At 71.6% G+C, this 12,577-nt stretch carries 8 protein-coding genes; 3 read left to right on the forward strand and 5 right to left on the reverse strand.

Annotated elements, in window-relative coordinates; all coding sequences use genetic code 11:
* Nucleotides 1-256: 256 nt before the first annotated feature.
* The 3 genes from ACIQM4_RS21130 to ACIQM4_RS21140 all read right to left on the reverse strand — a co-directional run bounded on the left by ACIQM4_RS21130 (nt 257) and on the right by ACIQM4_RS21140 (nt 3,393).
* Nucleotides 257-1,258: a DUF3068 domain-containing protein gene (locus ACIQM4_RS21130; RefSeq protein WP_401593642.1), complete on the reverse strand. Its 1,002-nt coding sequence runs from the start codon at nt 1,256-1,258 to the stop codon at nt 257-259.
* 12 nt (nt 1,259-1,270) lie between these two features.
* On the reverse strand, nt 1,271-1,408 hold the full coding sequence (locus ACIQM4_RS21135; RefSeq protein WP_401593644.1) for an SPW_0924 family protein: 138 nt from the start codon (nt 1,406-1,408) through the stop codon (nt 1,271-1,273).
* Between the two features lie 188 nt (nt 1,409-1,596).
* On the reverse strand, nt 1,597-3,393 hold the full coding sequence (locus ACIQM4_RS21140; protein WP_401593647.1) for a lytic murein transglycosylase: 1,797 nt from the start codon (nt 3,391-3,393) through the stop codon (nt 1,597-1,599).
* 219 nt (nt 3,394-3,612) lie between these two features.
* Here ACIQM4_RS21140 and ACIQM4_RS21145 point away from each other — a divergent pair, with 219 nt between their 5' ends.
* Nucleotides 3,613-4,572 carry a DUF4184 family protein gene (locus ACIQM4_RS21145; RefSeq protein WP_401593649.1) on the forward strand — a complete coding sequence of 320 codons (960 nt, stop codon included), beginning with the start codon at nt 3,613-3,615 and terminating at the stop codon, nt 4,570-4,572.
* A 51-nt stretch (nt 4,573-4,623) separates the two neighbouring features.
* On the opposite strand, the gene polA is transcribed toward ACIQM4_RS21145, so the two are convergent.
* A complete protein-coding gene (gene polA, locus ACIQM4_RS21150) occupies nt 4,624-7,389 on the reverse strand; it encodes a DNA polymerase I (RefSeq protein WP_401593651.1) in 2,766 nt (921 codons plus the stop codon).
* A 146-nt stretch (nt 7,390-7,535) separates the two neighbouring features.
* Here polA and ACIQM4_RS21155 point away from each other — a divergent pair, with 146 nt between their 5' ends.
* Together ACIQM4_RS21155 and ACIQM4_RS21160 are read left to right on the forward strand one after the other, a co-directional pair.
* Nucleotides 7,536-9,815 (forward strand): FdhF/YdeP family oxidoreductase, encoded by a 2,280-nt coding sequence (locus tag ACIQM4_RS21155; protein WP_401593653.1) that lies wholly within the window; start codon nt 7,536-7,538, stop codon nt 9,813-9,815.
* A gap of 64 nt (nt 9,816-9,879) precedes the next feature.
* Nucleotides 9,880-10,353, forward strand: a complete 474-nt coding sequence (locus tag ACIQM4_RS21160; protein ID WP_401593656.1) for a PaaI family thioesterase — start codon at nt 9,880-9,882, stop codon at nt 10,351-10,353.
* On the opposite strand, the gene ACIQM4_RS21165 is transcribed toward ACIQM4_RS21160, so the two are convergent.
* Complete coding sequence (locus ACIQM4_RS21165) at nt 10,343-12,280, reverse strand: Xaa-Pro dipeptidyl-peptidase (protein WP_401593658.1); 1,938 nt, start codon at nt 12,278-12,280, stop codon at nt 10,343-10,345. The genes ACIQM4_RS21160 and ACIQM4_RS21165 overlap by 11 nt on opposite strands.
* Nucleotides 12,281-12,577 lie beyond the last annotated feature (297 nt).

The raw sequence follows: 12,577 nt of genomic DNA on the forward strand, positions 1-12,577 counted from the left end.
CGGGCAGAGGCCCGGGAGCGGGCAGAGGCCCGGGAGCGGGCAGAGGCCCGGGAGCGGGCAGAGGCCCGGGAGCGGGCAGAGGCCCGGGAGCGGGCAGAGGCCCGGGAGCGGGCAGAGGCCCGGGAGCGGACCGCCCCCGACCCGCTCGGGGCCCGCGGGAGGGGCGGTGGCCGGGGTGGGGCCGCGACCCGGGACGGGCCGTAACCCCTCGCCCGCGCGTGGAGAAGGCGGTCCGTGGCCGGCGACCGGCGCGTGGCTAGGCGGTGGGGGTGGGGGCCGGTGAAGGAAGGTGTCGGTCTGTGCTCGGTGGGGCCGGTCGCCGCCCGCGGGCCTCCCACCAGAGCGCCAGTCCCAGCAGGGCCAGTCCCAGGGCCAGGAAGCCCCACGGGAGGTAAGACGTGAGCAGCAGCACCAGGGTGCGGTTGGACTTGACGAGGGCGACCGTCGAGTCGACGTAGTCGGGGCGCATCTTGACGTGCCCCGCGAACGCCGTGACCTTGTCCCGGCCGCCGAGCAGGCTGCCGCCCCGCATCTCCTCCTGGTGGATCTCCTCGCCGTTGACGGGGGCCCCGGTGACCGGGTCGACCCAGAACATCCGCTTCGTCGTGTACCACATGCTCGTGCCGGTCTGCTTCTCCAGCTTGGTGGAGTCGATGCCCGGCATCGGCATCTTCTTGGGGTAGGGCACCTTCGTCCACGGGACGGTCTGTTCGAAGTAGTAGACCTCCATGCCCCGGAACTCCCGCGTGCCCCGGTAGTGGATGGGGGCGGTGCTGCGGGCCCGCGCGTCGTAGTACTCGTAGTCGCGCTTCTCGGTCAGAAAGGGCCACTTGAACTCGATGCCGCGGCGCTGCACCGCGTCCCCGTCGACCATCTCGCCGGTGGCGTGCACGGGGTCCTGCGAGTGCGCGTCGAAGATGTAGCGCTCGGGGATGGTGGAGACCATCTTCCCGTCGGGGCCCGCGACGAAGGTCAGGGCGTCCCAGACGACGACGTCGCGGTCCGCGGTCGCCTCGATCTTCTCGGACTCCTCGACGTTTCCCTTGAGAGTCTGCACGATGGTCAGCTTCTCGACCTTCTTCGGCTGCATCGTGCCGTAGTCGACGAGGGTCGCCGGTTTCGCCTCCAGGACCACTTCCTGGTACTGGCTGGGCGGGATCTTGGCGAGGCGCGGGAAGGCGTACCAGCGCAGGAGCGGCGAGAGGGCGGTGAAGAACACCGCGAGGGCGAGCAGGACCAGGCCGGCTTTGCTTCGCATCGTCCTCCCCCGCTACTTCGTCGGGCCGGGGACGGTGGTCAGCAACGGCTTCGGCGAGGTCTCGCCGGCCGGGGCGCCGACCGCGGTGACGGCGAGGACCAGGGCGAACGCGGCGGCCAGTCCTACGGCGGCGGCGATGAGGGCACGCATGGCCCGCCTCCCTCCCGGTTAGGGTTTCTGACGTTCCGTCAGGAGCGTCGGGGAGGGGGCACCGTAGCAACGGGCGCGCAAGAGGGGAACAGGCCGGACCGGGCGTTCTGCGCGAACCGACGCAAGAGAGGGCCGGCGGCTGCCGGCCCTCTCCTGACTCCGGTCCGCTTCCCCGGCTACGGCTACCGCTACGGCTTGGGCGTACCCGTGCCCGACGGGGTTCCCGCAGGCGAGCTCGGGGTCGACGTCGGAGGGGTGGTCGTGGGCGGTGTCGTCGGAGGCGTCGTGGGCGGTGTCGTCGGCGCCGCGGTGACCGTCAGCCGGACGTTCAGCGTGACTCCGTCGGCGATGATCCTCAGCATGTACGTGCCCGCCGTGTCGCCCGCGTACAGCTTCGGCAGGGTCACCGTGCCGTCGGCGCCCGTCACGAGGCCGGCCACGGACCGCACGGCCTTGCCGTCCGCGGCCTTGAAGTACGGGCCCTTGGCGCTGGTGACCACGGCGGACACCTTGACGCCCGCGAGCGCCTTGCCGTCGTCGGAGGCCTTCACCTCGACCGCGGTGGCGAACGCTCCGCCGGACTCGGCCTTGAGCGCGACCGTGGAGGTGCGGGCGAGCTTGTCTGCCTTCGGCGCGGGGGCGGGCGCGGCCTTGACCGTCGCCCAGAACTCGGCCGCCTGCGCTCCCGCCACGGATGCGCGGACCACGAACGAGCCCGCCTGCCGGCCCGCCGCGAGTACCGGCGCGGTGGCGGTGCCGTCCTTGCCGGTGGTGACGGTGGTACGCAGCGCGTTACCCGGGAAGCGGGCACCGGTGGCGCCGATGACGGTGAAGTCGACCTTGGCACCCGCCACCGGCTTGCCCGCCGCGTTCAGCGCGCGCACGGCGGGGCGGGTGGCGAAGTTCTCCCCCGCGACCGCCGCCAGCTTCTGGCCACCGGTCGCCTGAAGCTTGACCGGGCCCGCCGGAGTGGTGGGCGGGGTGGTCGTGGGCGGCTTGGTGGTCGGCGGGGTGGTGGTGGGCGGCTTCGGCGGGGTGGTGGTTCCGCCGCCGGCCGGAGGCTTCGTGGCGCCCGGCGCGGGGGTCGGGGAGGTGGGAGCCGTCGGCGGCCTGGTGCCGTTGCTCACCGAGGAGCCGCGGTGGCTGTCGGGCCCGGGAGCCGTCGGCTGCACGCCGGTGCCGTCCGGGACCTCGTGGGTGCCGCGCTGGTAGTACTCGAACCAGGAAAGGACGGTCCGCACGTACTCCCGCGAGGGGTTGTAGCTGAGGATCGCCTTGTCGAGGTCCGCCGGGTCCGTCATGTCACGGGAGCCGGCGCACAGGTAGTGCCCCGTGGCGAGCGCCGCGTCGTAGATGTTGTTGGGGTCCTTGCGGCCGTCCCCGTTGCCGTCCTTGCCGTTGCGCGCCCAGGTGGACGGGATGAACTGCATCGGGCCGATCGCCCGGTCGTACGTCGCGTCCCCGTCGAACTGGCCCTTGTCGGTGTCCCGGATGTTCGCGAAGCCGATGCCGTTGAGGACGGGGCCCCGGATCGGCTTGGTGGTGTTGCCCTGGGCGTCGACCTGTCCGCCGCGCGCCTGCCCGGACTCCACCTTGCCTATGGCGGCCAGGAGTTGCCACGGCAGACGGCAGGACGGGTCGGCCGCCTCGACGGCCGCCTGCGCCTTCTTGTAGGCGTCCAGCACGGTCGCCGGGAGACCCGCCTCGGCCTGTCCGGCCGGGGAGGTGGAACCCCCGGCGCCCGGCATGCCGATGCTCGCCTCCGGCGCTCCGGGCGTGGTCAGCGGCGGGAGGTCCGTGTAGTACGGGGAGTTGCCGGTGGCGGCGCTCTCGGGCGCCGGCTTCGCGCCCGCCGTCTGCCCGTCGAACGGCGGGGTTCCCGCGACCCCGGGAGCCTGCGACGCGGACAGGGCGGCCACGGCTATCGCCGCGACCGCTGTGGTGGTCGCCCCCTTGCGCAAACGACGACCGAACTGTGCTGCCATGCGAGTGGTCCCTCCCCATCGGCGGCAGACGCGCTCCCCAGCGCGACGACCCACGTGACACTACGACAACTCTTGGCCCGGGAACACAGGCTTCTGAGCGTTTTTCACCAGTTCGACACCTTCGGATCTCCCGGCGGGCGCCCGGCGACCGTCCCGCATACTGGACGCCACTGATCAGAAGCGGTCGAGGCCCGGCAGGGGCCTTCCAGGAGGACACCGGTGCCGTTCACGCTCAGCCACGCCGCCGCCGTACTGCCCGGCATCCGCCGCGCGGGCACGGGCCGGGGCCCCTTCCTGGCGTCCGCGCTGGTCGCCGGGTCCTTCGCCCCCGACCTCACGTACTACGCGGCGTCCGTCGTCCCGGGCGGCATGGCGTTCGGCGACCTCACCCACTCCCTCGCGGGGATCGTCACCGTGGACGTCCTGTTCACCGCCGCGCTGGTGGGGCTGTGGCTGTTGGTGCGCGAACCGGTGACGGCGCTCCTGCCGCGTACCTGGCAGCCGCGGGTGTACGGACTGCTGCGCGGCGAGCGCTGGACCGCCGTGTCGCCGGCCCTGGCAGGGAAGTTCGTACTGTCGGCGGTGGCCGGGGCGCTCACCCATGTCGTCTGGGACCTCTTCACCCACCCCGGCCGGCTCGGCACCGAGCTGCTGCCGGTGCTCGGCCGGAGCTTCGGCGGGCTGCCCCTCTACACCTGGGCGCAGTACGGCACTTCGGCACTCGCTGCCGTCGGCGTCGGCTGGTTCCTGGTGACGGCCCTGCGGCAGCAGCAGGGCGACACCGAACTCACCGGCGTACCCCGGTTGGACACCCGGCGGCGGACCGCCGGACTCTGCGTGCTTCTCGGGTGCGCGGTGCTGGGCGCCGTCCTGCGGTGCCTGCGGTGGGCGGCCCACCAGAGCGTTCCGCTGCGCCCCATCGACTACGTGCCGACCGTCTGTTTCGGCGCCGGTGCGGGACTGCTCGTGGGACTGGTGCTGTACGCGGCACTGGCGCGCCGGTGGCGGGGCACACCGGCGACAGCGCCCGGAGCCGCGGCGCCGGACAGCGCGACACCCGCAGTCCCCGTACCGGACAACACAGCGGCCGGAGCCCCGGCGCCGGACACCCACGAGGCCGCCGACGTCCCCGCCCTCGACGACATGGCAAGGGCCCGCCCCCGTACCCGGTCGCACTGACCGCGTACGGGGGCGGGCCCCGGCGGAACACACTCCGCGGGTCCCGCGGGGTCAGTGCGCCGCCGACTCCCAGTCCGCGCCGACGCCCACCGACACGTCCAGCGGCGCCCGCAGTTCGACCGCCCCCGCCATCTCGCGGCGGACGATCTCCTCTGCCTGCTCCCGCTCGCCCTTCGCGATCTCCAGCACGATTTCGTCGTGCACCTGGAGCAGCATCCGAGAGGTGAGCCCGGCCTTCTCCAGGGCCGCGTCCACGTTCAGCATCGCGACCTTCACGATGTCGGCGGCGGTGCCCTGGATCGGGGCGTTGAGCGCCATCCGCTCGGCCATCTCGCGGCGCTGGCGGTTGTCGCTGTTGAGGTCGGGGAGGTAGCGGCGACGGCCCAGCATCGTCTCGGTGTAACCCGTGGCGCGGGCCTCCTCGACGGCGCGCTGGAGGTAGTCCTGCACCCCGCCGAACCGCTCGAAGAACGTGTTCATCAGGCCGCGCGCCTCACCCGCGTCGATGTTCAGCTGCTGGGAGAGGCCGAAGGCGGAGAGCCCGTACGCCAGGCCGTACGACATCGCCTTGATCTTGCGGCGCATCTCCGGGTCGACCGCGGAGCGCTCCACCGCGAACACCTGGGAGGCGACGGTGGTGTGCAGGTCCTCGCCGGTCCTGAACGCCTCGATGAGGCCCTCGTCCTCCGACAGGTGGGCCATCACCCGCAGCTCGATCTGGCTGTAGTCGGCCGTCATCAGGCATTCGTACCCCTCGCCGACGACGAAGCCGCGGCGGATCGCCCGGCCCTCGTCGGTACGCACCGGGATGTTCTGCAGATTGGGCTCGGTGGACGAGAGCCTGCCGGTCGCCGCCACCGTCTGGTTGAAGGTGGTGTGGATGCGGCCGTCACCGGCGATCGTCTTGATCAGGCCCTCGACGGTGACCCGCAGCTTGGCCTGCTCCCGGTGGCGCAGCATGATCACCGGCAGCTCGTGCTCGGTCTGCGCCGCCAGCCACGCCAGGGCGTCCGCGTCCGTGGTGTAACCGGTCTTGGTCTTCTTCGTCTTCGGCAGCGCCAGCTCACCGAAGAGGATCTCCTGGAGCTGCTTGGGCGAACCCAGGTTGAACTCGCGGCCCGCCGCGCCGTGCGCCTCCCCCACGGCGTGCTGCACCGCTGCCGCGAACTGCTGCTCCATGGCGGTCAGATGGTCCCGGTCGGCGGCGATGCCGTGCCGCTCCAGGCGGGCCAGCAGCAGCGAGGTGGGCAGCTCCACGTCGTGCAGCAGCTCGGCGGCGCCCACCTCCTTGAGCTTCCCGCCGAACGCCTCGCCCAGATCGAGGATCGCGCGCGCCTGCGTCATCAGCGCGTCGGCCTCGGCCCGGTCGTCCTCCTCGGAACCGAAGGCCAGCTGCCCGTCGGCGACCGCCGCCGGAGCCAGCTCACGGCCCAGGTACTCCACCGACAGGGCGTCCAGCGCGAACGACCGGCGGCCCGGCTTCACCAGGTAGGCGGCGAGCGCGGTGTCCATGGCGACCCCCGCGACCCGCCAGCCGTGCTCGGGGAAGACCCGCATGACGCCCTTGGCGTTGTGCAGCACCTTGGGCCGGTCCGCGTCGGCGATCCACGCGGCGAACGCCTGCTCGTCGCTCTCGGACAGCTCGGCCGGGTCGAACCAGGCGGCGGCCCCGTCCGCCGCGGCCAGCGCGACCTCCGCGACATTGCCCGTACCCAGCGCCCACGCGTCCACCGTGGCCATGCCCAGCGGCTGCGCCCCGTGCGTCTGGAGCCAGGGGGCCAGCTCGTCCGCACCGATCACCGTGCCGTCCAGCTCGATCCCGGCGGCCGGGGCGGGGCCCTGCTCCTCGGCGGCGCCCGGGTCCACGGCCAGCAGCCGCTCGCGCAGCGACGGGTTGCGGATCTCCAGCACGTCAAGGACGCCGGCCAGGGCCTGGCGGTCGTACGCGGCGCGCTCCAGGTCCGCCGGCTCCTTGGCCAGCTCCACGTCGCGCACCATCTCGGTGAGCTTGCGGTTCAGCTTCACCGAGTCCAGGTGGTCCCGGAAATTCTGCCCGGCCTTGCCCTTGACCTCATCCGCGCGCTCCACCAGCTCCGCGAACGAACCGAACTGGTTGATCCACTTCGCCGCGGTCTTCTCGCCGACGCCCGGAATGCCCGGCAGGTTGTCCGACGGGTCCCCGCGCAGCGCAGCGAAGTCCGGGTACTGCTGCGGCGTCAACCCGTACTTCTCCTCGACCTTCTCCGGGGTGAAGCGGGTCAGCTCGGAGACGCCCTTCGTCGGGTACAGCACCGTCACGTGCTCGGTGATCAACTGGAAGGAGTCCCGGTCGCCCGTGACGATCAGCACGTCGAAGCCGGCCGCCTCGGCCTGCGTCGCCAGCGTCGCGATCACGTCGTCCGCCTCGAACCCGTCGATCGCGAACCGCTCGACGTGCATCGCGTCGAGGACCTCGCCGATCAGCTCGACCTGGCCCTTGAACTCGTCGGGGGTCTTGGAGCGGTTCGCCTTGTACTCCGGGAACTCCTCGGAGCGCCACGTCTTGCGGGACACGTCGAACGCCACCGCGAAATGAGTCGGCGCCTCGTCACGCAGCGTGTTCGCCAGCATCGACGCGAAGCCGTAGACGGCATTCGTCGGCTGGCCGCTCGCGGTCGTGAAGTTCTCCGCGGGCAGCGCGAAGAACGCCCGGTACGCCAGGGAGTGCCCGTCCATGAGGAGCAGGCGGGGACGCCCGCCCGACACACCGGCGTTCTTGCCGCCCCCGGCGGCGGGGGAGCTCTTGTCTGCGGTCTTCTTCGCTGCTGTCTTTGCCACGCCCCCGATCCTAGGCGGCGCCACCGACAACCAGACCCGCCAGACGTGGTCACCCCTCCCTGGCGTACTCACTGTCAGTACTCCGTGACAGGATCGAAGACGTACCGAAGCAAGCCCAGAGGTTCGACCGCTCGAAGGGGAGCGCCATGGCAGCCAAGCCGCCCGCAGGGGACCCGGTCCAGGACGCACCGCAGGTCGCGGCCCCCCAGCACGCCGCCGCCGGCCTGCCCGCCATCGCCCACACGCTGCGCATCGCCCAGCAGCAGATGGGCACGGTCCGCACCGCCCGCACCCTCCTCAAGGTCAACCAGAAGGACGGCTTCGACTGCCCCGGCTGCGCCTGGCCCGAGGAGGACAAACGGCACACCGCCGAGTTCTGTGAGAACGGCGCGAAGGCCGTCGCCGAGGAAGCCACCGTGCGCCGCGTCACCCCCGCCTTCTTCGCCGCGCACCCGGTGTCCGACCTCACGCAGCGCAGCGGCTACTGGCTGGGCCAGCAGGGCCGTCTCACCGAACCGATGTTCCTCGACGAGGGCTCCGACCAGTACCGGCCGGTGACCTGGGAGCACGCCTTCGACCTCGTCGCCGCCGAACTGAAGGCGCTCGACTCCCCCGACGAGGCCGTCTTCTACACCTCGGGCCGCACCAGCAACGAAGCAGCCTTCCTGCTCCAGCTCCTCGCTCGCGAATTCGGTACGAACAACCTGCCCGACTGCTCCAACATGTGCCACGAGTCCTCCGGCTCCGCACTCACGGAGACCATCGGCATCGGCAAGGGCAGCGTCTCCCTCGAAGACCTCCACCAGGCCGACCTGATCATCGTCGCCGGGCAGAACCCCGGCACCAACCACCCCCGGATGCTCACCGCCCTGGAGAAGGCCAAGCACGCCGGCGCGCGGATCATCTCCGTGAACCCCCTGCCCGAAGCGGGCCTCGAACGGTTCAAGAACCCGCAGACCCCGCAGGGCATGCTCAAGGGCACCGCCCTCACCGACCTCTTCCTGCAGATCCGCCTCGGCGGCGACCAGGCCCTCTTCCGCCTCCTCAACAAGCTGATCCTGGAGACCGAAGGAGCGGTCGACGAACTCTTCGTCCGCGAACACACCCACGGCTACGAGGAATTCGCCACCGCCGCCAGGTCCGCCGACTGGGCGCAGACCCTGGCCGCCACCGGCCTGGAGCGCGCCGACATCGAACGCGCACTGCGCATGGTGCTCGCCTCCAAGCGGGTCATCGTCTGCTGGGCGATGGGCCTCACCCAGCACAAGCACTCCGTGCCGACCATCCGCGAAGTCGTCAACTTCCTCCTGCTGCGCGGCAACATCGGCCGCACCGGCGCCGGGGTCTGCCCCGTCCGCGGCCACTCCAACGTCCAGGGCGACCGCACCATGGGCATCTTCGAGCGCCCCTCCGGCGCCTTCCTCGACGCCCTCGACAAGGAATTCGGCATCACCTCGCCCCGCCACCACGGATACGACGTGGTCCGCGCCGTCCAGGCGCTGCGGGACGGCGACGCCAAGGTGTTCTTCGCGATGGGCGGCAACTTCGTCGCCGCCACCCCCGACACGCACGTCACCGAGGCCGCCATGCGCAAGGCCCGCCTCACCGTCCACGTGTCGACCAAGCTCAACCGCTCGCACGTCGTCACCGGTACCCGCGCCCTGATCCTGCCCACCCTCGGCCGCACCGACAAGGACGTGCAGCGGAGCGGCAAACAGTTCGTGACCGTCGAGGACTCCATGAGCATGGTGCACGCCTCCCGCGGCAACCTCCCGCCCGCGAGCCCGCACCTGCTGTCCGAACCCGCCATCGTCGCCCGCCTGGCACGCGCCGTCCTCGGCAAGGAATCGGCCACCCCCTGGGAGGAGTTCGAGGCGGACTACGCCACCATCCGCGACCGCATCTCCCGCGTCGTCCCCGGCTTCGAGGACTTCAACGCCCGCGTCGCCGCGCCCGGCGGCTTCACCCTCCCGCACGGCCCGCGCGACGAGCGCCGCTTCCCCACCGCCACCGGCAAGGCCAACTTCACCGCCGCCCCCGTCGAACACCCCGAACTCCCCGCCGGGCGGCTGCTGCTGCAGACCCTGCGCTCGCACGACCAGTACAACACCACCATCTACGGCCTCGACGACCGCTACCGCGGAATCAAGGACGGCCGCCGCGTCGTCCTGGTGAACCCGCAGGACGCCCAGGAGCTCGGCCTCGCCGACGGCTCGTACACCGACCTGGTCAGCGAGTGGAAGGACGGCGTCGAGCGCCGCGCCCCCGGCTTCCGCGTCGTCCACTACCCGACCGCACGGGGCTGCGCCGCCGCCTACTACCCCGAGACCAACGTCCTGGTGCCGCTCGACGCGACCGCGGACACCAGCAACACCCCCGCCAGCAAGTCCGTGGTCGTCCGTCTGGAACAATCACCGACCAACTGAGCGTTCGCTTAGCAGGCGCACGCCTGACGGACACGACGCACGAACATCGATCGGAGCCTGGCCCATGGGTGAGCAGTCCACCGGGAAGTTCCCGCAGCAGGTCATCGAGGATTACGCCGCGCTCGGCGTCGACCTGGAGGCGATGTTCTCCGCCGGGCACCTCGGCACCCGCATGGGCGTCCAGATCGTCGAGGCGTCCGCCGACCGCGTCGTCGGCACCATGCCCGTCGAGGGCAACACCCAGCCGTACGGACTGCTGCACGGCGGCGCCTCCGCGGTGCTCGCCGAGACCCTCGGCTCGGTCGGCGCCATGCTGCACGGCGGCAGCGCGAAGCTCGCCGTCGGCGTCGACCTCAACTGCACCCACCACCGGGGTGCCCGCAGCGGACTGGTGACCGGTGTCGCCACCCCCGTCCACCGCGGACGCTCCACCGCCACCTACGAGATCGTCATCACCGACGAGGCGGACAAGCGGGTCTGCACGGCCCGCCTGACCTGCATGCTCCGCGAGGTCGACGCCAAGGCGGTCAAGGGCTGACCGGCAGCGTCACACTGCTCACCCCGGCCCGGACCGACATCCTCGTCCCGGCCGGGTACCGCAGCGTGTAGTCGAAATCCGTCGACATCAGCACCACGCCCAGCCGGTGCCCCTTCTTGAAGACGTACTCCTGCGGCTGCATGTCCCACCTCAGCGCGTACTCCCGGCCCTCCACCACCCTGTCCTGCCGGGAGAAGGAGTTCCGGTTCCGCACGTCCAGCCACCCCCGCGACACGATCTTGAAGTCGGCGCTCTCCGTACGGTGGTTGCTGCGGTACGCGCACCCGGTGTCCCCCGGGACACCCTGCCCGTAGCAGACAGCGGGCCGCGAGGTGTCCGAGACCGTACCGGCCGTCGCCCTGGTGTCCTGCCCGTAGTCCACCAGCAGCGCCGTCACGTACGGCGAGGTCCCCCTCAGCGAGGCCAGCACCGACATCTTCGGCACCCCGTTGACCCGTAGGTCCTTCCCCAGCGCACCCGTCGTGTACGCCAGCCGGTTCGCACTCTGCGCATCCGGCGACGCCACCAGCTGCTCCGCGCGCACCGTGCGCCCCGCGTCGGTCAGCGCCTCCTTCACCGGCAGCCCCGGCCACGACGACAGCCGCCCGCCCGGGTTCAGCCGCAGGGTCTGCTCCCGCGTCCCGCGCGCCGGCCACTGCGACTGGCGCTTCCAGCTGAAGTCCGCCTGCTCCACGTCCACCCTCGGCTCGTCGAGCGCGCCGTTGCGCAGTCCGTACAGCCAGAAGTCGAACCACTGGTGCGTCTGGCGCAGCCACTCCTCCATTCGCAGCGGCATCGGATTGCTGTGCCCCGCCTGGTGCAGCCACATCTTGCGCGGCACACCGTGCTTCTCCAGCGCGTCCCACAGCTGGACCGACTGCTTGGTCTTCACGTTCCAGTCGTTGAAGCCGTGCACGACGAAGACCCCGGCCTTGATCCTCCCGACGTCCGGCAGGTAGTCCCGCTCCCGCCAGAACGGTCCGTGGTCCCCGCTCTCCCGGTCCTGCCGCGCGGTCAGCGCGTCGTGCACCGGGGCGCACACCTCGGGGCGGGTCCTGCTGTTGACACCCTTCGCGAGGACGTCGGTGTCCTCGCCCTGATAGCCGCCCGGCGCGACGACACCGCCACCGGCCCGGTAGTAGTCGTACCAGGAGGAGATCCCCGAGACCGGCACGATCGCCTTGAGGCCCTCGACCCTCGTCGAGGCCACCGCGGTGGGCAGCGTCCCGTTGTACGAGATGCCCATCATCGCCGAGTCACCCGTCGACCAGGTCGCCCCGACCGGCCTGCCCTGCGGGTCCCAGCCGCGGGCCCGCCCCGCCAGCCAGTCGACGGCCGCCTTCGCACCCAGGGTCTCGTTGCGCCCCCCGGACGTCGAACAGCCGGTCGCCGCGCCCGTACCGACGTTGTCGACCTCGGCGACCGCGTAACCGCGCGGCAGGTAGTAGTTGTCGTAGTACCCGCCGTACGTCACCGGGCCCGCGGCGGCGAGCGACGGCCGGCGCGGATCACCGGCGGGCCGCCTCCCGCCGAACGGCAGCCCGTCCCCGTCCACGTCGACGTCGTGGAACGGAACGTCGGGCCCGCCGCCCCAGTACGGGCTGGCCTCGATGATCGTGGCGACCTTCAGCCCGGCGTCGGTCTCCCTGGGCCGCAGGATCCGCATCCGGATCGTGTCCCGCTTCCCGTCGCGGTCGCTGTCCACCTCGGTCTCGACGTCGACCTGCTGCGAGACGGCGTCCGCACGCGAGAAGACGGGCTCCGTGCGGTTGTTGACGATCTTCAGTCCGGGGGGCGGGTCCTGCGCGGGCGGGTCCTGCGCGGACGCGGGGGCGGGCAGAGCCGTGAGGAGGGCGGCGGCGAGCGCCGCCACGCCCCACTTCCGTACCGCTCCGGTACGCGTACGCGCTGCGTTCGGACTCACCATCGTGCCTGCCTCCTGGGACGCGGGGATACGGGGATCTGGGGTACGGGGATTGGGACACGGGACACGGGGATGCGACGTTCACACGCTGAGCGCGCACACATTCCACCGCTCGGGCCCCGCAAGCACCAGAGGGCCTCCCGGAGCGGCGGGCGTGTCGCCCCGCCACCTGCCCGGAACCGCCCGGAACCGCCGGACAGTGACCGTATTCCGGGTTCCGCCGTCCGAATGGCGCGAAAATGTTACACAGCGTAACACCGGTGAAAAGTGGAAGCACCTCCTCCAACACCCCCCGGAACG

Source organism: Streptomyces sp. NPDC091272 (genome assembly GCF_044757485.1).
In the GTDB taxonomy this organism is placed as follows: domain Bacteria; phylum Actinomycetota; class Actinomycetes; order Streptomycetales; family Streptomycetaceae; genus Streptomyces.